This window comes from Bacillus sp. FSL W7-1582 (assembly GCF_038593325.1).
GTDB classification, from domain to species: Bacteria; Bacillota; Bacilli; order Bacillales; family Bacillaceae; genus Bacillus; species Bacillus altitudinis.
In genome coordinates this window covers 3223523-3248606 of sequence record NZ_CP151987.1, presented here as the reverse complement: position 1 = coordinate 3248606, position 25084 = coordinate 3223523, and the positions used below count along the sequence as shown (strand labels likewise).

At 41.1% G+C, this 25084-nt stretch carries 20 protein-coding genes and 1 pseudogene; 16 read left to right on the top strand and 5 right to left on the bottom strand.

Annotation, left to right across the window (positions count from 1 at the left end; all coding sequences use genetic code 11):
* Nucleotides 1-3: 3 nt before the first annotated feature.
* The 3 genes from NSQ11_RS16755 to kduI form a co-directional block, all read right to left on the bottom strand.
* Nucleotides 4-1470 (bottom strand): spore germination protein, encoded by a 1467-nt coding sequence (locus NSQ11_RS16755; protein ID WP_017359996.1) that lies wholly within the window; start codon nt 1468-1470, stop codon nt 4-6.
* A gap of 104 nt (nt 1471-1574) precedes the next feature.
* On the bottom strand, nt 1575-2348 hold the full coding sequence (gene kduD / locus NSQ11_RS16750; protein WP_048001908.1) for a 2-dehydro-3-deoxy-D-gluconate 5-dehydrogenase KduD: 774 nt from the start codon (nt 2346-2348) through the stop codon (nt 1575-1577).
* Between the two features lie 4 nt (nt 2349-2352).
* Nucleotides 2353-3180: a 5-dehydro-4-deoxy-D-glucuronate isomerase gene (gene kduI / locus NSQ11_RS16745; protein WP_008343239.1), complete on the bottom strand. Its 828-nt coding sequence runs from the start codon at nt 3178-3180 to the stop codon at nt 2353-2355.
* Between the two features lie 257 nt (nt 3181-3437).
* Here kduI and NSQ11_RS16740 point away from each other — a divergent pair, with 257 nt between their 5' ends.
* The 12 genes from NSQ11_RS16740 to NSQ11_RS16685 all read left to right on the top strand — a co-directional run bounded on the left by NSQ11_RS16740 (nt 3438) and on the right by NSQ11_RS16685 (nt 17892).
* Complete coding sequence (locus NSQ11_RS16740) at nt 3438-4448, top strand: LacI family DNA-binding transcriptional regulator (RefSeq protein WP_017368168.1); 1011 nt, start codon at nt 3438-3440, stop codon at nt 4446-4448.
* An 86-nt stretch (nt 4449-4534) separates the two neighbouring features.
* Complete coding sequence (locus tag NSQ11_RS16735; RefSeq protein WP_342501173.1) at nt 4535-5551, top strand: sugar kinase; 1017 nt, start codon at nt 4535-4537, stop codon at nt 5549-5551.
* The gene (locus NSQ11_RS16730; RefSeq protein ID WP_008343230.1) at nt 5523-6131 is read left to right on the top strand and encodes a bifunctional 4-hydroxy-2-oxoglutarate aldolase/2-dehydro-3-deoxy-phosphogluconate aldolase; all 609 of its coding nucleotides are present in this window, start codon (nt 5523-5525) and stop codon (nt 6129-6131) included. Before NSQ11_RS16735 ends, NSQ11_RS16730 begins: the two co-directional genes overlap by 29 nt.
* 109 nt (nt 6132-6240) lie before the next feature.
* Nucleotides 6241-6696, top strand: a complete 456-nt coding sequence (locus NSQ11_RS16725; protein WP_008343228.1) for a GNAT family N-acetyltransferase — start codon at nt 6241-6243, stop codon at nt 6694-6696.
* A gap of 70 nt (nt 6697-6766) precedes the next feature.
* On the top strand, nt 6767-7768 hold the full coding sequence (locus tag NSQ11_RS16720; protein WP_056704259.1) for a sugar-binding protein: 1002 nt from the start codon (nt 6767-6769) through the stop codon (nt 7766-7768).
* Nucleotides 7765-9207: a sensor histidine kinase gene (locus NSQ11_RS16715; RefSeq protein ID WP_342501172.1), complete on the top strand. Its 1443-nt coding sequence runs from the start codon at nt 7765-7767 to the stop codon at nt 9205-9207. The genes NSQ11_RS16720 and NSQ11_RS16715 overlap by 4 nt, the downstream gene beginning before the upstream one ends.
* On the top strand, nt 9201-10622 hold the full coding sequence (locus tag NSQ11_RS16710; RefSeq protein WP_342501171.1) for a response regulator: 1422 nt from the start codon (nt 9201-9203) through the stop codon (nt 10620-10622). The genes NSQ11_RS16715 and NSQ11_RS16710 overlap by 7 nt, the downstream gene beginning before the upstream one ends.
* A 99-nt stretch (nt 10623-10721) precedes the next feature.
* On the top strand, nt 10722-11990 hold the full coding sequence (locus tag NSQ11_RS16705; protein ID WP_035702233.1) for an ABC transporter substrate-binding protein: 1269 nt from the start codon (nt 10722-10724) through the stop codon (nt 11988-11990).
* 58 nt (nt 11991-12048) lie between these two features.
* Entirely contained in the window at nt 12049-13020 is a 972-nt protein-coding gene (locus NSQ11_RS16700; RefSeq protein ID WP_171971361.1) for a sugar ABC transporter permease, read from the top strand.
* Nucleotides 13017-13838: a carbohydrate ABC transporter permease gene (locus NSQ11_RS16695; protein ID WP_008343219.1), complete on the top strand. Its 822-nt coding sequence runs from the start codon at nt 13017-13019 to the stop codon at nt 13836-13838. Before NSQ11_RS16700 ends, NSQ11_RS16695 begins: the two co-directional genes overlap by 4 nt.
* A 147-nt stretch (nt 13839-13985) precedes the next feature.
* A complete protein-coding gene (gene manA, locus NSQ11_RS16690) occupies nt 13986-14936 on the top strand; it encodes a mannose-6-phosphate isomerase, class I (RefSeq protein WP_178897382.1) in 951 nt (316 codons plus the stop codon).
* A 325-nt stretch (nt 14937-15261) separates the two neighbouring features.
* Nucleotides 15262-17892 carry an N-acetylglucosaminidase gene (locus tag NSQ11_RS16685; RefSeq protein WP_342501170.1) on the top strand — a complete coding sequence of 877 codons (2631 nt, stop codon included), beginning with the start codon at nt 15262-15264 and terminating at the stop codon, nt 17890-17892.
* A gap of 17 nt (nt 17893-17909) precedes the next feature.
* Here NSQ11_RS16685 and NSQ11_RS16680 read toward each other — a convergent pair whose 3' ends face one another.
* Together NSQ11_RS16680 and NSQ11_RS16675 are read right to left on the bottom strand one after the other, a co-directional pair.
* Nucleotides 17910-19097: a CDP-glycerol glycerophosphotransferase family protein gene (locus NSQ11_RS16680; protein ID WP_342501169.1), complete on the bottom strand. Its 1188-nt coding sequence runs from the start codon at nt 19095-19097 to the stop codon at nt 17910-17912.
* Nucleotides 19098-19108: 11 nt separating this feature from the next.
* Complete coding sequence (locus NSQ11_RS16675) at nt 19109-19879, bottom strand: WecB/TagA/CpsF family glycosyltransferase (RefSeq protein WP_045033965.1); 771 nt, start codon at nt 19877-19879, stop codon at nt 19109-19111.
* A gap of 370 nt (nt 19880-20249) precedes the next feature.
* On the opposite strand from NSQ11_RS16675, the gene tagD reads away from it, so the two are divergent.
* The 4 genes and pseudogenes from tagD to NSQ11_RS16655 all read left to right on the top strand — a co-directional run bounded on the left by tagD (nt 20250) and on the right by NSQ11_RS16655 (nt 24985).
* Nucleotides 20250-20639, top strand: coding sequence for a glycerol-3-phosphate cytidylyltransferase (gene tagD, locus NSQ11_RS16670; protein WP_008343212.1), 390 nt, complete (start codon nt 20250-20252; stop codon nt 20637-20639).
* Nucleotides 20640-20733: 94 nt separating this feature from the next.
* Nucleotides 20734-22203, top strand: coding sequence for an alpha-glucosyltransferase N-terminal domain-containing protein (locus tag NSQ11_RS16665; RefSeq protein WP_342501168.1), 1470 nt, complete (start codon nt 20734-20736; stop codon nt 22201-22203).
* Between the two features lie 75 nt (nt 22204-22278).
* Nucleotides 22279-23415 (top strand): annotated as a pseudogene (locus NSQ11_RS16660) (CDP-glycerol glycerophosphotransferase family protein); the annotation flags it as partial.
* Nucleotides 23416-23623: 208 nt separating this feature from the next.
* The gene (locus tag NSQ11_RS16655; protein ID WP_072367387.1) at nt 23624-24985 is read left to right on the top strand and encodes a glycosyltransferase family 2 protein; all 1362 of its coding nucleotides are present in this window, start codon (nt 23624-23626) and stop codon (nt 24983-24985) included.
* The last annotated feature ends 99 nt before the right edge of the window (nt 24986-25084 follow it).

Here is a 25084-nt window from a genome sequence, read left to right as displayed (position 1 = left end):
CGTTTAATCTCCTTGTCTTTTGAGATTTTTTGTCTTGGCTGTTTTCGGTCTCGATTTAAATAGCCCTATTGGTAAACGAACGTACGTATCTTTTAAATCTGAAAACGGTGAAGACAAAACAGGTGTGAAATAGTCAAAACCAAAGGTCTTGAGCTGCATCAAGTGACAAAGTACAAATAAATAACACATGATGAGGCCGTATAATCCAAACATGGCTGAACTGAAGATCGCCATAAACCGCAGGATGCGTAAGGGAAAGCTGAAATCATATGATGGAGCAGTGAAATCGGCTAGTGCCGTCAGAGACACAATAATGACCATTAAGGCACTGACGATATTGGCTTGGACAGCCGCCTGTCCAATAATGACGCCGCCAATCAGTCCAATCGTCTGCCCAATCGCCCTAGGAAGACGAAGTCCAGCTTCCCGCAGCAGTTCAATCGTAAACGACATCAAAATGGCTTCCACTACAGGAGGAAAGGGCACATTTTGCCGGCTGCCTGCGATGGTCAGTGCCATTCGTGTTGGTAATAAACCAGGATGATAGGAAACAAGGGCGATATAGAGTCCCGGTAAAAAGATCGTCAAAAGCACGGCAATATAACGGAGCAAACGCAAAAGAGTCGCACTTGTCCATCTTTGATAATAATCCTCCGGTGATTGCATCAAGGCAGTGAGAGTCATCGGCATAATGAGGGCAAACGGCGTCCCATCGAGCAAAATAGACACCTTTCCTTCGAGCACAGAGGCAATCACCCGATCAGGACGTTCTGTATTTTGAATCTGTGGAAAAATAGAGACATGACTGTCTTCAATCAACTGTTCAATATAGCCGGACTCAGGAATATCATCCATTTTGATTTGCTTCATACGAGAGAATACATCATCTACTAGTTTGGGGTCTGCGATATCACGAACATACACAAGAGCAGCAGATTTCTTGTTGCGAGTTCCTATGTTTACCTTTTGAATGACAAGGTTCGGATCATTTGCTCTTTCACGAAGCAATGCCGTGTTTTTTTCAAGATTTTCAATAAATCCAATCCGGGGTCCTCTTACAAGGACTTCTGATTGCGGCTCCTCTACTTCTCTAAATTGAAAAAGATTCGTATGGAGCGCAAGCGCTTGAGTGGCCCTATCCACAAATAAAATAGCCCTGCCGCTGTATAACTGCTCGATGGCAAGGTTCATATCTTCCAGCACATCATTTTGAATACCAAAGAACGTTTTAGAAAGGGAAGAAAGTGTGGTGTGGTCGACCTTGGTGATGGTCAGTTCCTTTTGCATAGGTGAAATGATTTGTTTGGAAAGCATCTCAAATTCTGTGAGTCCTTCAACGTACACGAGACATGCAGAGACAGCGGAAGGACCAAATGAAAAAGAGTGGAACACGATATCATCACTTTTGCCGGCAAAGCTTTTGACACGCTGAATGACGGACTCTATATCTTGTTCAATACGACTTTTCATAATACCTCACCCTCATGTCTTTTTTTATAGAGTGACTCGGAAGGAGAAGAATTATGCAAATAGAAAAAAGAGAATCCCCTAAAATAGGAATTCTCTTCACATGTTTATCTCGCCAGCCAGCCGCCATCTACGGCTAAAATATGCCCGTTCATATAATCAGATGCAGGGGAGCTGAGAAAGACGGCGGCACCTGCTAGATCTTCAGGCCTTCCCCAGCGTCCAGCGGGGATTCGTTTCAGAATCTCTTCATTCCGGTTCGCATCGTCACGAATGGCTTGCGTGTTATTGGTTGCAATATAACCAGGCGCGATCGCATTGACCTGAATATGCTGACTTGCCCATTCGTTTGCAAATGCTTTCGTCAAACCTGCGACAGCATGCTTACTTGCTGTATAAGCGGGAACAAAGACACCGCCTTGAAATGATAGAAGGGAAGCGATATTGACAATTTTCCCTTGCCCTTTTTGCAGCATCTGCTGTCCGACCTTTTGCGTGAGGAAAAAGAGACTGTTGATATTCACATCCATCACAGTATGCCAGTTTTCCTCTGAATATTGAGCAGCCTCTTCTCTTTTAATGGTACCAGCATTATTGATTAAAATATCAATTGAATGCTGCTTTAAAAGGGCATCAACATCCCGCTTTGCGGACTTAGGATCTGAAAAGTCTACTTGAATCGCATGAAATGATCTGCCGGTCTGTTCGACAAGTTCTTTTGTTTCATCAAGCGGCGTATGGTGGTAGGTACCGATGATATCTGCACCTGAACGGGCAAGCGCTACGGCAATACCTTGCCCAATTCCAGTTCCAGGACCTGTGACAAGAGCTGTTTTGCCTTCGAGGGAAAAGAGGGACGCTACATAGGATGTCGTCGTCATCTCATTACCTCAGCTGGTCCATCGGGACAAAGTCCATATCTTTAAACGTATAGTTTTCTCCCGCCATTGCCCAAATAAATGAATAATTTGCGGTACCTGAGCCTGAATGAATGGACCAGGCAGGTGAGATGACGGCTTCTTCATTTGCCACAACGAGATGTCTCGTTTCAGATGGCTCCCCCATAAAATGAAAGACACGTGCGTCTTCCTCTATATCAAGATATAAGTACACTTCCATCCGCCGGTCATGTATATGAGCAGGCATCGTGTTCCATGTGTTATTGGTTTCAAGCTGAGTGATGCCCATCATAAGCTGGCAGCTTTGGATGCCGTCTGCATGAATGACCTGATACAGATTCCGTACGTTCGAGGCGGATGCTTCCCCTAAATGATTCGGTGTTAATTCAGCGATCGCAGCCTTTTGTGTCGGATACGCTCTATGAGCGGTGGCTGACACAAGATAAAATTTGGCCTGCTCACCTGATGAACTAGCAAACTGTACATGTTCGTGTCCAAGTCCAATATATAAGAAATCTTTATGCTCCAGCACAAATGACTCACCATCGACTGTAACCGTACCTTGGCCGCCGACATTCACAATGCCAATTTCCCGTCTTTCAAGGAAATATTCTGTACGTAAAAAGTCGCCGGCATCTAGCTTGATCGGTTCTGATGTCGGCATAACACCGCCAATCACCACACGGTCCTCATGCGAATAATACAGCTTCAATTCACCACTGACAAAAAGTATCGGAATATGAAAATGACGACGAAGTTCCTCTGTTGTAAAACGCTTGACCTGCTCAGGATGTACAGCATAACGATTTTCCATTTGAGATAAGCCTCCCTTTCCATCTGAAACATATGATTGTTTTATTTGGTATCGGTTTCAAGGAAAATTCTAGAGGAAAAAGAGAGAGACGTCAACCGTTAATTTGAAATCGCTTTCTTTAATTGTATAAAAGCTTTTTTTCTTCATGTTCATGAAAAAAATCTTCTGATACAGCTTAACTTGTGGTATGCTTTTTTTAAGTTTATTTGAAATCGGTTTCGAAACAAATGAGAAGATCGATCTTGGGAGTTTTTTGTATGAAAGAGAAAAAGCAAACGAAAGTCACCATTAACGAAGTTGCTGCATATGCAGGTGTCTCAAAATCAACGGTATCCAGATACATCAATGGCAGAACAAATGAAATTTCTCCTGAAAAGGTAAAAAAGATTAAAAAAGCCATTGAGGAGCTCCATTACCGTCCGAGTCAGCTTGCCCAAGGATTGAAAGTAAGAAAGAGCAAGGTCATTGGTTTTATTGTGGCTGATATTACGAACCCGTTCTCTGTTGCGACACTTCGTGGTGTGGAAGAGATTTGTGATGAATATGGATACAGCATCATGGTGTGCAACACAGATAATCGTCCAGAAAAAGAACGAGAAATGCTTCTGAAGCTGAATGCGCATTATATTGAAGGGCTGATCATCAATACGACCGGTCAAAACAATGACATTTTGCAAGACTTTAAGCAAAACGGTGTACCGATTGTTCTTGTTGACCGTAAGTTACCTGAACTCAAGGTCGATACCGTCACAACGAATAACCGTGACATCACGGCTCGTCTACTTCATCAGATGTATGAAAAAGGCTACGAACATATCGCTTTCTTTACTGAGCCGGTCGATGGGATTAGTCCACGTGAAGAACGAAAAGAAGCCTATGAACAGACGGCCATGAGTCAACATAAGACACCTATGATTGCAGAAATCAATTTGAAGCAAAAGGAACAAATGCGAGATGAGATTTGTCGGTTTTTACAATCAAACCATCAGAAAAAAGCGATTTTAGCAGGCAATGGATTACTTATGCTGAAGCTCATCAGTGAACTCGTCGATCTTGGGGTGAAGATACCTGAGGAGATAGGCATTGCTGGATTTGATGATACAGAATGGTATAAGCTGATCGGGCCAGGCATCACTACGGTGGCGCAGCCATCTCATGAGATGGGGAGAGCGGCGATGCAAAAAATCAAGACGCGTCTTGAAGGGGATAAGAGTGCACCCCAGACCATTCAACTTGATGGAGAAATCATTGTGAGAAAATCTTTATAAACGTCAGGCAGAGAAGAGTATACATACGTGCATGCTCTCTCTTTTTCAACTGTTTTGAAACCGGTACCAAGAAAGGGGAGAAATCAGTGAAAGCATTGGATGTGATCACATTTGGGGAATCAATGGCGATGTTTTATGCAAAAGAAATTGGCGAGCTTCACCAAGTGCATACGTTTCAAAAAGCACTTGCTGGTGCAGAGAGTAATGTTGCGGTCGGCTTGGCAAGATTAGGCTTTAGCGTTGGCTGGATGAGCAAGGTCGGGGCGGACTCACTTGGTACATTTATTTTAGAAGAGCTTCAAAAAGAAGGGGTCGATACTGAGGCAGTGCTCCGTTCAAATGATGGGGCCAAAACAGGGATATTGCTTAAATCAAAAGTCATCGATGGAGACCCTGATGTGACGTACTACCGAAAAGACTCTGCTGCGAGTACATTGAACCCAAGCGATTTCCCGTCCACTTATTTTCAGCAGGCAGGACATCTTCATATGACCGGAATCCCGCCTGCTGTGTCTAGTGAAATGAGAGCGTTTTCTTTTCATGCCCTTAAAGAAATGAAGAAAGCAGGAAAAACCATTTCCTTTGATCCGAACCTTAGACTTCAACTATGGGAAGAGGAAGAAGACATGATTCATACGGTGAACCAGATGGCTGCTCAAGTAGATTGGTTTTTCCCAGGGCTTGCAGAAGGTCAAAGACTCACAGGATGTCATGAGCCGGAAGCGATTGCGGATTTTTATTTACAAAAAGGTGTCAAGCTTGTGGTCATTAAACTGGGAGCAGAAGGAGCCTATTTCAAAAGTGCATCCGGCCAAGGTGTAGTGGCTGGTTTTCATGTGTCTCATGTCGTGGATACAGTCGGAGCTGGTGATGGATTTGCAGTGGGAGTGATGAGCGGTCTGCTGGACGGATTATCATATGAAAAATCGGTGACAAGAGGCAATGCCATTGGAGCACTTGCAGTCATGTCCCCAGGAGATCACGAGGGACTGCCGACTCGGGAAGAGCTTCAGGCATTTATAAAAGAAGCCAAACGATATCAAAGGCGACACGATATGAAGGGAGATGAGAGGTATGGGAAAGTCAGCAAGTATGAGCGTTAAAGAGAAGCTCGCAGCTTGTAAACTCATTGCGGTGGTCAGAGCAGGTAGTGAAGCAGAGGGGATAGAGATGATTGGTCGTTTAAAGAAAAAAGGGGTGCGGGCCATCGAAGTGACATATACCACGCCCAAAGCAGAGCGGATCATTGCATCTTACCAGCATGACCACGACTTGATTGTCGGAGCCGGAACGATTACAACACTTGAGCAGGCACAATCAGCCATTGAAGCCGGCTCTCAATTTATCGTCAGCCCGGGATATCTTCCTATTATCGGAGAGCACCTATCTTTTCACGATACACTTTACGTGCCAGGTGTTTTGACCCCGAGTGAAATTATGCAGGCAAAAGCAAATGGATACAGCGTGTTAAAGCTTTTTCCGAGCGGCTCCTTCGGTTTGTCCTATATGAAAAATTTGCAAGGTCCGTTTCCAGAGATTGAGTTCATCCCAACAGGAGGCATTCATCCAGTCGATGTGCCAAAGTGGCTTGAAGCAGGAGCCGTGGCAGTAGGTGTCGGCAGCCAGCTTGAAAGCAGTACAGCAGAAGAATTACAGGCTGTTCTTTCTTCCACAATCTTGTAGTTCACATAAACAACCGGCGGATGACTGCCGGTTGTTTGTTCGTTTATCTGACAAAAAAGCTCAGAAGACGCATCTTTTCACGTAAAATGAGCATAAAGGAGAGGTCGATATGTACATTCAACAAGATGAACTAAAAGATGGTCAAATTGAGCAATTGATTCAAGCTCATGTAGAAGAGATGAAAAAACATTCACCGCCAGAAAGCATTCATGCCCTTCCGTTAGACGATCTGAAAAAACAAGACGTCACAGTATGGAGTGCAAGGGATGGAGAGGCGCTTCTTGGCTGCGGAGCCATCAAGGAGCTATCAAGTGAACATGGTGAACTCAAATCGATGAGGACGGCAGCAGCCCATATGCGAAAAGGCGTGGCGAAGCATCTGTTGACTCACCTTCTCCAAGAGGCGAAGCGGCGGGGGTATAAAAGAGTCAGCCTTGAAACAGGTGCGATTGCTTTCTTTGAACCGGCAAGAAAATTATATGAAAGCTTTGGATTTCAATATTGTCCGCCTTTTGGTTCATACCAAGAAGATCCAAACAGTTTATTTATGACAAAGGAATTATAGAGGTCGAGAGAGTATGCTTTTATAAGCAGCTCTTTTTTTATGAGGCAACAATGGAAGGAGGGGAATGTGAATGAAATGGTCGAAGTTGTTCGGAATGGGCGCATTTCTCACATTTTGTGTTATATCTGTTCTTTTTTTATCTGTATTAGGTCAAGATTTAGTTAAAATTGAAAGCGCTTCCGATGAGGCGGTATCAACTTATCGATATCACTTTGTTCTTGTACCGGAGGAACTTGATAATGAATATTGGCAATTGGTGCAAAAGGGAGCTGCTGATGCGGCGGAAGTTCATCGGGTGTATCTTGAATACCTAGGTCCAAAGCAGGCTGATTTGGATGATCACCTGAAAACCATTGATATGGCGATTGCTGGTCATGTGGACGGCATTATGACACAAGGGCTTGATGCAAAGAAATACAAACCGCTCTTTCAAAAAGCAAGAGAGAAAGGTATAGATGTCGTCACAGTCGATACCGATGCAGAGGGGAGCAAGCGTCAAGTGTATGTCGGGACAGATAACTATTATTCCGGTTTTATCGCCGGACAGGCACTCATCGCTGATACAAAAGGCGAGCAGTATGTGGGCATTGTGACGGGACGGCTTGATGCGATTCACCAGAAGCTTCGCGTGAAGGGGTTTCGAGATGCCGTTTCTGGTGAGAAACGCATTCATATTGCTGGAATAGAAGAGTCGGCGATTACGAAATCAGGTGCTTCCGGTGCTGCGTATAAATTGTTAAATGATCATACGCAGCTCACCGCATTTTATGGAACAAGTGCATTAGACGGTGTCGGCATTATTCAAGCAACAGAGCAATATCATTCATCTAAAGATGTTTATGTGCTCGCATTTGATACTCTGCCTGATACGATTCAAGCGCTGGATGATGGGAAAATTGATGCAGTGGTTGTACAGCACCCTTATGAAATGGGCTATCAAGCGGTTGAATCTCTTGTTCGTTTGCAACAAGGGGATAAACAAGAACCGCTGCAGTACACAGGGACGAGTGTGATTCGGCGAGGAGACCTGCCCCTTCATCAAACGGAAAGACCACAGGGGGTTCAGCCATGAAGAGAATTCGAAGTAAGTTATTATTGGCTTTTTTAATTCTTGTGCTCCTTGGCAATGTGGCCGCTTTTTTTGTGTATTGGAGCAGTTCAAAAATCACATCAGAATATAGCAAGAGCTTTCGTTCCTTTCTCCTGCTGAATGATATTTCGACAGAGGCAAAAACGATGTATGAAAAGGTCAACGCCTTTGCCATCGAAAAGGATCAGGCGTTTGCCAAGGGGTATGCAAAATCAAAACAGAAAATGACATCATATGACCAAGCATTGCTCAAAAATGCAGGGCTTCATGCCGCCATCCCCTCCATTGAAAAATATCAATATATGATGCGGACGCTCATAAACGAAAGTGATGCGACAATGAATCATGTCAAAGAAGGGGAAATCAAAGAATATGCTGCAAGTGTGAAAGAAGTAAGAACCGTGTCCTCTTATATCCAAGAGCAGACAATGACTCTTTTGGATGATGAATTATCTGAGTATCAAGTACTCTACCAATCCCTTCAAAAAAGACATCAAACGTATGCGCTTTTTACTCTATGTCTGTTTACATTATCGATAGGTATCGCTTTATGGATGGCCTATATCATTGCGGGCGGAATTTCAAGACCGATCGTTCATCTATCACGAAGTGCCAAAGAAGTATCAGAAGGAAATTTTGATGGTCCGAATTTGCATGTGTCATCAAAGGACGAAATCTCTGTGTTAAATCATGCCTTTGAGCGAATGCGGCGAGAGATGAAGGTCATGATTGAAGAGATGAAACAAAAGGCTGCTTTAGATCAGAAAATTAAAGACATGAAGCTGAAAACACTACAAAACCAAATGAATCCACATTTTTTATTTAATACATTAAACATCGTTTCACGTATGGCGTACTTAGAATCAGCTGATGCGACATCGAGATTGATACAATCCGTTTCTACGCTGATGCGGTATTCTCTATCTCCTCTCAGCGCATCTGTTACGTTAGAACAAGAAGTGAAAGTGGTAAAAGAATATTTTCATATACAAGAAACAAGATTTTCCGATCGTATTACATGCAAAACGACCATAGATGAGTCGTGTCTATCTGTTCACATTCCGAGCCTTACATTGCAGCCGCTTGTCGAAAATGCCTTTATTCATGGGGTAGAACCAAAAGAAGAGGGTGGGCTTGTAGAGCTCTCTATTGATCGAGATGATGGCTTTGTCATGATTCGGATTCGGGATAATGGACTTGGCATCAGTGATCAAGAGAAAAAGAGATTGCTATCGCAAGAGGAAGAAGATCATCCAGACACACGTAGTAAAGGTCACTCGACAGGAATTGGTCTTCGAAATGTGATGTCGAGGCTGCGTTTGTTTTACGGAGTGCAGGATGCCCTTCAAATTGATTCAAAGCCAAACGAAGGGACCACGATTCAATTGACAATACCAATCAAGGAGGAACGAGCATGCTGAACGTGCTGATTGTGGATGATGAAAAAATTGAACGAATGGCGATGCGTAAGTTCATGACCGAATGGCTGCCAGACTGTCATATTGCAGGGGAAGCTGCGAATGGAAAAAAGGCGGTGGAATTGGCGCGGTCTAAGCCAATTGACCTTGTGCTCATGGATATTCAGATGCCTGGCATGGATGGACTCACAGCGATCAAACAGATCAAAGCAAGCTGCCCTTATACTAAATTTATTATGCTGACAGCCTACGATACATTTGATTATGCCAAGCAAGCCATGCAGGAAGGGGTCAAACAATACCTTGTCAAACCAGCTGATAAAGACGAAACCATTACAGCGATTCGTTCTGTTGCGGCAGAAATTCAGCAGGAGGTCTCCCTGCGGCAGGCGGAGAAAGTCAATCAGCAGTCAAAATGGCTGGAAGCTCATGTGTTGAATGGTCAATCTTATACTTCAACAGCGTTTGAGCGGCTGTTTCAGGATTTTCAAGCAGGTCTAGTGATCGCTGTTCAGCGGACAGGCGGGGATCAACTCCTGAATCATTTGCAGGAGTCTGCTCTTTTTCAAGCAGTGCCTATCCAAGTGAGCGGTGAGCTGTTTACATGCTTGATTTACAGCCATCAATCACCTGGTCACCTAAAGGCGAATGTACTGCAAGCGATTCGCGCTGCCATGACAAGCGAGCAGCATTCCCCTGTCATTGTTGGCATGGGTCATCCTGTCTCAAATCCACTTCAACTTCAGAAAAGTGCGGCAGAAGCGAAGCTTTCCTATTATCAGCGAAAAAAAGATGACGGTGCGGTTCGTTATGGCTTTTACTATACAGATAGACAATCTTACGTATTGATCAACTTGCCTGAGCTTGCCGATGACATGATGCTGGCACTAGAAGAAGGGAGAAGAGATGATGCTCTTGCTTACTATGATGCCTTCCAATTAGAAGGGGCAACCATTTCTCATGTGAAAGAGCTGCTCATTTTACTCAAATCACGACTTCGTGCAGATGTGCCAATTCTAGCTATCACCACAGAAACAGAATGCCGCCAATGCTGTGAACATTTATTTGATCTGTATGAAGCAAGAACCCAGACGGTGAATGATATAGAACGGGCGAAACGATACATTCAAACACATTTTTGCGAACATATCACGCTGGAGCAAACGGCCGCCTATGTTGATTTAAGCCCGACGTATTTCACCAAACGCTTTAAGGATGAGACAGGTCTAACGTTTAAAGAATATGTGACGACCTGTAGGATGGATAAAATGAAGAAGCTACTGAAAGAGAGTTCGCTTAGTTTAAAAGAAATCACCTATCAAGCTGGATATACTGATCCAAATTACGTCAGTCGTGTGTTTAAAAAAATGGTTGGCTGTTCACCGAAGGAATATCGAAAACAGGTCGTAAAAAAATGAAGAATTTCATAAAAAAGTGAAGAAGTTTGCCTGAAAAAAGGCAAGGATCTGCCAGTATACTTATTTTGATAACGCTTACAAAATAGGGATGGGGGATCCATGATGAAGTTTAAATTAGGCTTTACTTTATTGGCACTCTGTATGCTGGTCGTCTCTGCTTGCAGTTCATCGACGAACTCAGATGCAAAAAAAGAGGGCGGAGCGGAGAAACTAGAAATTTTCTCTTGGTGGACTGGTGCAGGTGAGGAAGACGGGCTGAAGGCACTCATTCAATTGTTTGAAGAGAAAAATAAAGACATTCCAATTGAAAATGCAGCTGTCGCTGGTGGCGCTGGTACGAATGCAAAGGCTGTTCTAACAAGCCGGATGCAAGGAGATGATCCGCCGGCTACGTTCCAAGTACACGGGGGAGCAGAGCTGAATGAGAGCTGGGTAGCCGCAGGTAAAATGGAGCCGCTGGATGACCTTTATGAGAAAGAAGGCTGGAAGGATAAATTTCCAGAATCACTGATTGACCTTGTGAGCAAAGACGGGAAAATCTATTCCGTTCCAGTGAATATTCATAGAGGCAATGTGCTTTGGTATAACAAAAAAGTATTTGAAGAACAGGGCTTACAGCCGCCAACGACGTTTGATGAATTTTTCAAAACAGCCGATGCCTTAAAGAAAAAAGGGATTACTCCACTTGCGCTTGGGGATAAAGAACCTTGGGCAGCGACTCATTTGTTTGAGAGCGTTCTTCTAGGAGTACTAGGTGCAGATGACTATCAAAAACTTTGGGCGGGCGACTTAAAAATGGATGATGCAAAAGTGAAGGAAGCGGCAGACATCTTTGGACGTATGCTCGAGTACGTCAACGACGATCATAGCTCGCGTAACTGGCAGGATGCCTCACAACTCGTGGCAAAAGGGGAAGCTGCAATGAATGTCATGGGCGATTGGGCAAAAGGATATTTTGTGAATGATCTAGATTTGAAGGTGAATAAAGACTTTGGATACGTGGCAACTCCTGGTACGGAGGGCAGCTTTATGGTCATCACGGATACATTCGGACTACCGAAGGGTGTCAAACAGCCAGAAAACGTGAAAAAATTCTTATCTGTCTTAGGATCTGTGGAAGGACAGGATGCGTTTAATCCGCTGAAAGGGTCAATTCCGGCTCGTGTGGATGCAGATGTATCAAAATATGATGAATACGGAAAATCGGCAATGAAGGCGTTTAAAGAGTCAAAGCTGGCACCGTCTCTTGCGCATGGCTCAGCTGCTGAAGAAGGTTTTGTCACGAAGGCGAACCAAGCCGTCAATATTTTCGTGACACAAAAAGACAGCAGCCAGTTCGTTTCTTCTTTAAAAGATTCAATGAAATAAAGATGAAAGAGGCGGCCGTTAGGCACCGCCTCTTTTTTAAAAAAAGGAGTGTAGCTTCATGCGCATGGACACATCGCCGATCACAAAAACACCAGCAGCAAAAGTGAAACGTGTTCGGAAAAAATGGAATGGAGACCAGCTGCTTGCCCTGCTATTTTTAGCACCGTCAGCTGTTTTATTATTCATTTTTGTTTACGGATTTATTGGCTGGACAGGATATGTTTCATTATCGAACTGGACATCGCTTGTTCCTGATTTTTCTTTCGCAGGTATGAAAAATTATGTCATGCTGTTTCAAGATTTTCGCTTTCAGTCAGATCTTCGAAACACGGTCTTTTTTACTTTATTCTTTATTGGAGCAGTCATTGCTTCTGGGCTTGTACTGGCCATTTTACTAGATCAGAAGATCAAGGGGGAATCACTTTTTCGGAATCTCTTCTTCTTTCCGATGGCCCTTTCCTTTGTGGTCACAGGTGTTGTGTGGCAATGGATCCTAAATCCATCAACTGGGGTGAATCTGTTTTTAAAAACTCTCGGCATCCAGCCCAAGTGGTACACGGATACGAACATTTTAGCTGGATTTGTCTGGGGGAAAATTGAGTTTGGTGTACCGGCAGCAATGATTGCAGTTGTCATCGCTGCTGTGTGGCAGATGACAGGGTTCTCACTTGCGATGTATTTGGCTGGTCTTAGAGGTATTCCAGAGGAAGTGAGAGAGGCTGCTAGAATGGATGGCGCAACCGAGTGGCAAATCTACTGGAAAATCATTTTCCCGCTGTTAAAACCAATCACAGCGAGTGTCGTCATTATCATGGCACATATTTCTTTAAAGATCTTCGATTTGATTTACTCGATGACAGGACCAGGAGCAAACTTTGTCACCGATGTGCCAGGTGTTTATATGTTTGAAATGACCTTTAGAGGAAACCATTATGCAGGTGGTGCCGCCATTGCGATCGTCATGCTGATTTCTGTTGCGATCTTTATCGTGCCGTATCTCCTGTCTAGCCGGAAGGGGGCTTCATCATGACCGCAAGAGGGTTTGTCCGTCCAGTTCTTTATGCGTTATTAATACTGTGCAGTTTGTTTTTTCTCATGCCTGTTTATGTCATGCTCGTCACAAGCTTAAAGCCATTAGGTGAAGTCACCCTTGAGCGAATGTGGTCGCTTCCATCTACACTTGATTTCTCAAGCTACAAAATTGCTTTTGAAAAGTTATCACCCAATTTAATGAACTCTCTTTATCTAGTCATTCCTGCTACCTTATTGTCAGCTGTATTAGGTGCGATGAATGGCTATGTGCTGTCTAAATGGCGCTTTAAAGGATCAGAAGTGGTGTTTACCTTCATGTTGTTTGGTATGTTTATTCCATATCAAAGTATCCTCATTCCACTTATTCAATTTTTACGTGAAATCGGCTTGTATAACTCCATTCCGGGACTTGTGCTTGTTCATGTCGTATATGGCCTGCCAATCACAACACTCATGTTCCGCAATTTTTATGTGAGCATTCCTGATGAAATGATTGAATCAGCGAAGATGGATGGAGCCGGGTTTATCGGGATCTTCAGACATATGATTCTGCCGCTTTCCATCACAGGGTTTGTCGTGGTTGCCATTTGGCAGTTCACAAATGTGTGGAATGAGTTTCTATTTGCGGTCACTATGACCACAGCAGAGAATCAGCCGGTCATGGTCGCATTGCAAAATTTATCAGGCAGTCAAATTGTGCAATGGAATGTTCAAATGGCAGGTGCCATCTTGGCTGCACTGCCGACACTTTTGGTCTATATTCTACTTGGGAAATACTTTGTGAAAGGGCTTCTTGCAGGCTCTGTCAAAGGGTAAATTCATTTTCTTGTTATCGTTTTCATTCGGTGTACTGAAAGGATTGACTTCTCTTTAGATAGCGTCATAATAAAAGTTGAGACTTGCTAGTTTTCATCATGCTAGGCAAGGATTATCAAAGGGTAGCAAAGGGAGGAGTCATCCTGAATGAAGCAGTCACCAATTTTTTTACTGCCTGAATTGAAGGAGAGAATATGGGGAGGTACAGCCTTAAGGGATCAATTTGGCTATGATATTCCTTCTGATCAAACGGGAGAATGCTGGGCAATTTCTGCTCATCCAAACGGACCAAGTGTCGTGCAAGACGGTCCATATAAAGGGAAAACGTTGATCGAACTATGGGACAATCACAGAGAATTGTTTGGGGGAATAGAAGGCGATCGCTTCCCGCTCTTAACAAAAATTTTAGATGCAAACCAAGACTTATCCGTTCAAGTTCATCCAGATGATGATTATGCGGAAAGACATGAAAATGGCGAGCTTGGGAAAACAGAGTGCTGGTATATCATTGACTGCAAAGAAGGCGCAGAAATGATCTACGGTCATAATGCAAGGACGAGAACTGAGCTTGTGACCATGATGAACAGCGGAGATTGGGAAGGCCTTTTGCGGCGAGTGAAAATTAAGCCGGGTGATTTTTATTATGTGCCAAGCGGTACCATTCATGCGCTATGTGAAGGCACACTGGTTCTTGAAACGCAGCAAAGTTCAGATACGACCTATCGGGTGTATGATTATGAACGAAAAGACCAAAATGGCCATGAACGTGAACTTCACTTCACGCAGGCCATTGATGTCACAACGGTTCCTCATGTAGACGGTTATGCAGATGAATCAGTAGAAACTCGTCCAGGGATGACCATTAGAACATTTGTAGAAGCAGAATACTTCTCTGTGTATAAATGGGAAATTGATCAAAAAGTAGAGCTATCGCAAGATTATCCGTTTTTGCTGTGCAGCGTTATTAATGGGGAAGGGTCCTTAGAGCATAATGGGCATACATATCCGCTGCCAAAAGGAGCCCATTTTATCCTGCCTGCTGAAACAGGGAACTTCACAATTGAAGGATCTTGTGAACTGATTGTGTCACATATATAAAGAAAAAGAGGAAGAGGACTTCGAGAGGTCCTCTCAGCGTGTAGACAAACCCTCGCATTCTTTGTCAGTCCTGTGTGCTGGTGCTCACGAATGTCAAATTCGCTCCGCGCCAGTACTCGTCCTTCCTTGACTGCAAAGGTTTTCTATCACGCTGAAAAGAAGACAAAGGGGTAAAATAAAGTTCATTTTACCCCTTTGTCAACAATCTGAGAGGACTTCGAGAGTCCTCTATTTTTCTATTGCATAAAAGACTTGAAAGAGACTTGTTTTTGTCGATAAAGAGATTAGTAGACTATTATGCAAAGTTAAGAGAGGGACAGGGAACGTGAAAAAAACCATCAAGATTATGTTACTCGCAGCTGCCTTTGGTATGACATTACACACAGGCAAAGAAGTGCAAGCAGCCTCCTATGTCGATCAATCCATTTATACGATTAGCACCTCAAAAGTATTTACAACAGAAGCAGAAGTGAAAAAAGCGGTTGACACGTTGAAAAAGGATAAGAAGTGGACAGCCACTTATCAAACTTCAGGAAATACATCGACTTATCAACTGACTGCCTCAGGATATGACTCACAAGTAGCAGCTAATGCAAGTGCCGCTGCATTAAAAAAAGAGTTAGGTATGAGCGGTACGGTGTCTCCAGTAGGTGACCGCCTTCCTTTACAGAAAATCGTATCTGATCCAATCAACGATGAAAGTCAGGCGAAAAAACTGACGCTCGAGCTGACGAAAACATCAGGACTCAATAGCACGTATGAAGCTATCAATCAAAGCAGACCATCTTATCAGGTCATTTCAGGAGCCATTGATTCTGAAACGAAAGTCAAAAATATTCAAACCGAACTACAAAAACAGGCCGGAGTCACGAGTACATACCAAACTGAAAACAAGGCCGGCACCGTGTATCAGCTGATCTCAGGCAATATTGTTGGACAGAGTAAGGCAAATACCATCCTGCAAGGTTTTCAAAAGGAATCTGGTTTAAAAGCAGTACTCCAAACGGTAGCAGCAGGCAAACCGTATTACATCGTCACATCTGCTGCACAAACGAATCAGTCTAAAGCGCAAACCCTTCTGACCCAGCTGCAAAAAGAAGCGAAAATCAGCGGAAAGATTCAGAAGGCTGGAGCTGTTAAAAATGTATATAGCATGGAATCAGGCTATTTCAAAGACAGTAAGCAAGCAGCCTCAGCGGCGTCTCAGATTAAAAAACAAGCTGGTGCGTCAGGTACTGTGCAGCGAGTAGGAAAAACGAAAAATTATATCGTAAAGCTCAATCAATTAAATGACACAACTTACGCAAAAACAGTTGCCTTTTTCAAGAAAAAGAAATGGCGCTATACATCTAAAAAGATCTCCTCTACACAGCCATATCAAGTAGTGACTGGGAATCTTTTGGGCGATGATCAAGCGAAAAAAGCAACGGCATTTTTCCAAAAGAAAAAAGTATCCGCCACAACGAAAAAAACAGGCAAAGCATCTGACAGCACGTATCGACTAGTTGTGAATCAAGCAACGGATCAGACAAAAGTAAATAAAGGTGCTACATACTTAAAAGCACAAAAGGTGACAAGCAGCATCACAACAGGCAAGGGGCAAGCAGTCAGTAAAGCATACAGCCTGATGACAACTCCTGTATATGATCAAAGCAAAGTAAAGCAGGCGCAAGAGATCATGAAAAAAAATGGAGTTGCCAGTAGTACAAAAACATTAACAGAAGCTGTTAAGCAATACCGTATTACGACAGAGGCGACTGTGAATCAGACAAAACTGAATCAAGCCTTAAGTTATTTAACCAAACAAAAAATGAAAGCAGCCGCTCAAAAAACGGGAGCAACTGATTATGGTCAATATCAGATCAAAACAGGGGTTATTTCGACTGCTGCCTTAAGAGATCAAGGCATGACATTCTTCAAAAAACGAAATGAACCAGCTGCTTATACAACAACGACAAAACCGGCATATAAAATCAACATCACACAGCAGTTTACAGGTTTACCAAATGCGAATGCGGCCATTGCTTTTGTGAAAAGCCAATACGGCTGGACAGCCACAGCGACAAAAATCAAAAATGGTCCAATGGTGATGCAGACGAATTATAACCTCACAGTCAATGAGATGGTAAACAAACAAATGAAGGTGTCACCGCAGACAGATGGTGCAGCCTATGTCTATGCGACATATGTAGACCCAGCGACGTCCACAGTGAATACAGACGGGCTAAATGTACGTTCTACACCTGATTCAAGTTCGGCTAGCAACATCGTCGCACAGCTGAACAAAGGGACAAAAGTGAAGCAGCTTGGAAAAGAAGGCAACTGGATCAAGATCAGCCTCGGCTGGAGAAATGCGAGTTCAGCAGAAGTATTAAAATATGTAGACCCAGCGAATATCGCGGAGGGCACTCAATCTTATTTTCAATTTCTCAAACTCTCTGAAGCTGCAAATCTCAATCCGACTGAAGTGAATACGAAGATTTTAGCAGGGAAAGGTATTCTTGCCGGAAAAGGACAAGCCTTTATCACAGCAGCGAAAACGTATCATATTAACGAAATTTATCTCATTTCACATGCATTGCTTGAAACAGGTAACGGAAATTCCATTTTAGCGAATGGTACGATGTTTAATGGGAAAAAAGTATATAACATGTATGGTATAGGCGCATATGACAGCAACCCGAATTATCTCGGAGCAAAATATGCGTATGAACAGCAATGGTTCACACCAGAGGCAGCCATTATTGGCGGGGCAAAATTCATTGGCAACAGCTACATCAATAACGCCACATACAAACAAGATACCATTTACAAAATGCGGTGGTCTGCGACAGCCACTCACCAATATGCAACGGATATTGGCTGGGCTTCTAAACAGGTCACACGTATGTATAGTTTGTATAACTTACTTGATAACTATACGCTGTATTATGATATCCCCGTGTATAACAAATAAAAAAACGTCCGTGCTTCTTAATGAGAAGCCGGACGTTTTTTGTGTAACAGCTGATGTTCAATAAAGGAAAGAAGCTGCTGACTTGATTTCCCTTTTGAATATTGGTTCCATTCCTCAGCAAAGGTTTTCAATAAGTCTTGATTGGCTGATTCGTTTAGCTGCTTAAGCTCCTCTAAGAGCATATCTTGAGTGACGCAAGCCTTTCCTGGAATGATGTCTTCATAACGTTCGACTAAACCGCGTTTCATGCGATAAGTCTCTAGATCGTAAGTGAAGAACAAAACAGGCTTTCGGAGCAGCGCATATTCAAACACAATGGACGAATAATCTGTAATCAGGACATCGCATACAGAGAGCAATGGAAAGAGCGGCTGATCGGACACATCAAATATCCACTCACCATCTGTTTCTGCTTTGGCTAAATGTTTCACTGCAGGATGAAGTTTGACGAGCAGGATATAGTCACCATTCAGCTCTCTCCGCAATTGTTCTTTAGAAAAAGGTAAGACAAGACCGTCCATTGCAAAGTCCCGGTAGGTCGGCGCATACAGCAGCACTTTTTTGCCTTTTGGAAAAATATCCGTCTGAAAGGAAATAGGGCGCTCATCATAGTACGCATCTGTGAATGGTACACCTGTTGGCAAAAAACGATCGTCGTTGACGCCAAATGAAGTTTTGAAAATCTCGCGCATGTGATCTGAGCCAGTAACGATATAATCGAAAGACGCATAGACCCGCTTGAAACGCTGCAGATCACGAGAACTACGGTGATGATTTGAAGCGTCTTCAAGACCGAACTTTTTCAAAGCACCATTGGCGTGCCACACTTGAATACAAGTGGTAGAAGGTCTATTTCTTAGCACACTTGTCATCAGAAAATAATTATCTGTGACGACAACTTTGCTTTTTAGCATCGTATAGATACATTGAATGAGATGAAAGGGATTTTTTTCATGAAAATAGCGAAATGACACATGAGGCACGTCCTTTTCTATCACGGAAGCATGCTTCGTATAGAGGACAGTGAGCTTCATTGTCATATTCGCCTGTTGTTGATAAGTATCAATGAGAGCAGCTGCATTCTCTTGGAATGAAACAAGCAGCGTCACCTGATTATCACGAGGTTTCACGCCGCTCATGAGCCATCCAGCAAAAGAAACAAAAGCTGCATAGCATGAGATGATCATTGAGTGTATATTCATCATGTATCAGTCTCTCACAGCTGCTTCGTCTGATCTTTTACTTGCTCAGGATAGTAGCGCTTTTTCCCTTTGTTTTCTTTTAATACGGCAAAAGCGTACTTTGGGATATTCAGCATTCGTTTCCATCTCCACGGATTGACAATGAGTCTGTACAGCCATTCCGTATTTGTTTTAATCATCCAGCGTGGTGCACGCTTCACCGTTCCGCTAAATACATCAAAGCTTCCACCTAAACCGATGCAAACAGCTTGCGGGAACAAATGACGGTATTCATAAATAAAGTTCTCTTGGTTTGGATAACCTAAAGCAACAAACACCATATCTGCTTTTGAACGAGCAATTTGTTTTGCCACAAATCGTTTATCCGCTTGATAACCATCACAGCTGCCTGCAATCACCACATTCGGATATTCCGTATCAATTCGCTGTTTGACAGCCTCGAGCACTTCTTTTTTCGCCCCATATAAAAAGATACTTTTAGATTGCTTGTTTGCGAGATCAAGCATAGACATGAAAACCTCAAAGCCTGCAATTCTTGATTTCAACGGATGGTTTATAAGACGTGACATCAAGACAACACCTACACCATCAGGTAAGACATAGTCTGCAGAAGAGATGACTTTATGATATGCATGATCCTTCATAGTTGCATAGCCTATTTCTGGATTCACCGTTGCAATCATTGCGCCTCTTCGCTGTGAAAGGTGGTGTTGGTTCATATAACTAATAAATTCGTCTAAGTCGCCATTTACATAAGAAAGGTTAGAGACCACTTCTGTTTCCACTGTATAAACCCCCTTTTTCTTTTTGTTATCTATTGTACGATCATTGTAAATTCATTCTTAACCTACAGATCATTTTATCACAGTTGCTCCATGAAATATTAACAATAACTTTACAATCCTTTTAATTTCATGACATTTTAATAAACAACTAGTCTCTAAAAACGTTGAAATACTGTATTGACGCAGTTTCACTATTCCATCCATTAAATTGGAAATAGTTTGTCTTTACATTTTCTTAACGTTTTTTAGGCATTATGATATAATGAAGTTCCGAAGAGCGAAAAAACATGACCGATGAGAATAGGATTACGGATAAACATTACTGCTTGAAGCAGTCGAATAAGGATGAAGAAAGGAGTTTATGTTTGCAATGAAGAAAGTTATTACTTACGGTACATTTGATTTATTACACTGGGGGCATATCAAGCTGCTAGAGCGTGCAAAACAGCTTGGAGATTACTTAGTGGTAGCCATCTCTACAGATGAGTTTAATTTACAAAAATCAAAAAAGGCTTATCATAGCTACGAGCATCGCAAGCTGATTTTAGAAACCATTCGTTATGTAGATGAAGTCATTCCAGAGAACAGCTGGGATCAAAAAGTCCGAGACGTACAAGAACATGACATTGATGTGTTTGTTATGGGAGATGACTGGGAAGGTAAATTCGATTTCTTGAAAGAGCATTGCGAAGTCGTTTACTTGAAGAGAACAGAAGGTATTTCGACAACACAAATTAAGGAAGAAATTGCTGGACTATAATAGATTGAAAAAAGTACTTCTTATCTTTTGGTGAGAAGTGCTTTTTCATGTAAAATACAATAGCAAGTGATCATTTTTATAAGGAGAGCTTCCTGTGTTTCAAAATTGGATGAAGAAAAAAGGTGAACACACATTGGATCAACCTGAACTAAATGAAACAATGAAATCGGTTGAAATTCCTGACATGGACTACTACTTTATGATGGGGGATGTGCCAAAACAGGACAACACCTTAACGGATTCATTAAACTTAAGATTAAAATCATTGGCTGAGAAGAATAAACGAGCTACCATCTTAACTTTGAATTTTGATGTAAATGTAAAGGGGCATATTCGAAGCCTGGAGGAGAATTTCCACCCTCAAATTTCCATCTTGAATGTATTTGAACACTATATTTTACCGGAGAGCGGGAGTAAAAGGGTTTATTCGGAGTTTATTACAGGTACCGTATTGGAATCGATTAATGAAGTCGTTATATCTGAGGACAACTCAACCGTTCAAGTGACAAGATACGAACTACCTTCTTCCCCCATTCTGTATATAGATCAATTTAATGAAGAACAGCAATTGATGAAACGGGAAGAATACGATATACATGGCGCTTTACGAAGAGTACTTCACTATGTTCCGCATAAGGGTGTCCCTTTTCTGGAAGAATTCATTAGAGATGATAGAAGTATCTACATGGAAACCATATATTCTGGGAGTGCCAAGAAGAATACAGTAAGGCATATTAATTGGTACAAGAAGACAGGCATCACCACATTTGTGAAAAAATCCGATATCGTACAGCAATGGCTATCTGATATTCAAACAAAAAATGAACGCATGAAATTGATGATTGCAGAAGATCGAGAGATAGATCACGATCTGTTTAAAATGGAAAAATCTGATTCAGTATTTTATGCTGCTTTTGTGCATGACGCACACTACGAGGAAAATCCCCGTCAATTGCACACTCATTATGAAGAACTATTTAAACAAATCAGGAAGCAGCAGGTAGATGCTATTTTCTTTTGTCATCCGAAACATAAGGAAGATGTCGAAAAAGTTTTAGGGGAACAATCTTCCTTTTATCTATTGCCACAGGATGATGGTTCTTCTTGGGGAGCAGCTCTTCAGAATATGCTTGATAATCGAGTACTTAAAGAAGAACTAAGAAGTGTTGTGGAACATGTAAGATGGATGTTGCGTGATGTAAGCTCTGAGCATCATGTCCTTCATCTGCAGCTTGAGATGGAAGGCGAAATGAACATTGCGGATCAGGTAGAAATAGATTTTGTAGGGTTTGATCGAGTCAATTGTGCTGAAATTATTTCTCAAACCATCAACGAAAATCAACAAGTGATTTTCCCGATTGGTCATTTTCAAACAAAGAAACAGATCGAACTCAATCAAACGAAACATGTCGATTTTTACATCCGAAGCAAGTCAAAAACACATCATCAAGAGGTGCTACAGCGTTTAGAAGTGGAAGAAGAACTGCTCACCAACAAACCTTCGCCAATAGATGGGTGGTCTTACCAAACGAAAAATGGTTACTACTCTTGGAAGATCAATTAAAGAACGAACTGTATTCTTTGTGAAAGCATGTGAATGAAAATGAAAAAAATCGTTACAATTTTATATATCATCGTTTTTAAACTCTTGTTTTTGGGTGTCAGTAAACTGCAGCCAAAAAAGAAAACGGTTATTTTTGAAAGCTTTAATGGAAAACAATTCAGCTGCAACCCGCGTGCTATTTTTGAGTATATGAAAGAAAATCACCCTGACTATACGTTGATTTGGAGCGTTAAAAAGGGGCATGAAGCGCCGTTTCAAGAAAAGGGCATCTATTATATTCATCGTCTGTCGTTTAAATGGATTCTTGCAATGGCAAGAGCCGAGTATTGGGTTGTAAACAGCCGTTTGCCGCTATGGATTCCAAAACCAGGCCACACAACTTACTTGCAAACATGGCACGGGACGCCTTTAAAACGACTGGCTGTGGATATGGACGAAGTTCATATTCCTGGAGCAAACACGAAGAAATATAAAACGAATTTCACGAAAGAAGCATCGAAATGGGATTGTCTTATTTCTCCTAATGCATACTCGACTGAGATCTTTACACGTGCGTTCCAATTTCAACAGACTATGATTGAATCAGGATATCCAAGAAATGATTTTCTGTACAATCAGAATAATGAAGGAACGATAAGAGCGCTGAAACAAAAGATGAACCTGCCTCTTGATAAAAAAATCATCCTCTATGCACCGACTTGGAGAGACGATCAATATTATACAATTGGAAAGTATAAATTTGAATTGGACCTTGATCTGCATGAGTTGAGGTCATCTATCGGAGAAGAATATATCATCATCCTTCGTATGCACTATTTAGTAGCGGAAAACTTTGATCTCAGACCATATGAAGGCTTTGCCTATGACTTCTCTCATTACGAAGACATTCGAGACCTTTATATGATTTCTGACCTACTCATTACAGATTACTCTTCCGTATTCTTTGATTATGCAAACCTTAAACGTCCGATGCTGTTCTATGTACCAGACATCGAAACATATCGTGACAAACTGAGGGGCTTCTATTTTGACTTTGAACAAGATGCACCTGGTCCGCTTGTGAAAGAAACATCACGTGTCATTGAATGGGTAAGAGAAACAGAACAGCCAGGCTTTACATTACCAGCTGCATTCGCACCGTTTTATGAAAAATTCTGTTACTTAGAGAGAGGAGAGTCGTCGAAGCGAGTGATGGAAGTGGTGCTTAAATAATTGTTAATATCATATTGCCGTGACCATACAATTGTGTCACGGCAATATTTTTGATTTTAGTTATATTTTATCAAACCTAGTACAAATACAGGATAAAAATATTGTAAAAATTAAACGAAAAAGGAAAACAACTTAACTTAATTATGACGGCATGCTATAATTTATAAAATTGTTAATAAAATTAAGAATATGAAAAGTGAGGATTCTTATGCTTTTTTCTATAGTGATGCCAGTATACAATGCAGAAACTTATTTAAATGAAGCAATTGAAAGTATACTAAAACAATCTCTAGATTTTAAAAAAAACGTAGAGATTATATTGATAGATAATAACAGTGATGATAATTCATTTGAAATCTGTAATTATTATTTGAGAAAATATCCTAATAACATTAAAGTTAGAAAAATTGAAGAACCCAATGTAAGCGTTGCTAGAAATGTGGGGATTAAGGAGTGTTCTAAATTTTCTTCTTTTATAGGATTTATAGATTCTGATGACAAAATTTCAAAAAATACACTTAGAGAAGTGTATAATTTTTTTGAAAGGAACATAAAGGTAAATATTGCTGTATTACCTATATACTATTTTGATGCTCGAAAAGGATCGCATGGCTTGAATTATAGATTCGAAGATAAAATACATACTGTGAATATATTAGAAAAATATAATTTTGTTCATTATCATATCGGTGGTGTTTTTGTCCGCAAAAGCATTCTAGATAATAAGAAAAATATTTTTAATCCTAACTTAAGTTTTTGGGAAGATGCTTTACTAATTAATCAAATATTAATTCAGGAAAAAGAGTATGGGCTAGTTCATAAGGGAAAATACTTTTATCGAAAAAGAAAAAACAATAATTCCCTAGTAGACATAGCGTGGTATAAAAAAGATAGATACACGAATTTATTACAAGAAGGGTATTTAAAGTTAATAAAAGTCTCTATAAATGAATTCGGTTATGTAATTGATTATGTTCAATATTTAATCATATATCATATGAAGCTTTATTTTTTTAAGAAGTATAATAATATAATTTATCAAGTTCTAAACAATTCAGAGAGGCTTGAGTTTTTCAGTAAATTGTATGATGTCTTGGAATATATTGATGAGAAGATTATTTTAGAACAAAATTTTAAAATGTATATTAAAGAATATTTAATAACTTTAAAAAGACAGGGGATTGAATTTGATAAATTAATTAATTTTGGGGAAATTACTGATGAAAAAGTAATTATTGTCAAATGGAAGTTTACCAAAGGTTATTATGAAATTTTCGCAATTTTAAGTAATGAGTACTACTCAACCAATAAAAATGACCATATTTTCATAATATCAAGAAATAAGAAACTGAGAATTATCTATGAGAGAGACTTAAAAGAGTTGAAAATATGGAATAGGATAGTAAGAGAAAGGAATAATTCCTTAGTCAAAGCTAAAATACCTATTTATGCCTTTAAATTCTCTTTTGTATTGTCTACTAATGGTAAAAATTTTTATATTAATGAAGTGAATTTGTTGAATAAGTTATTAGATAAAGTTTTAGGAAAGCTGATATTCTTTAAGAAATAAAGTATCCATTCTTTTTGATTTTTTCACTGTTAGATGTATATCAGTGAAATATTCTTCAACATCTGTTACAATTATGAGCGGTGCTTTTTAAAAAAGTGA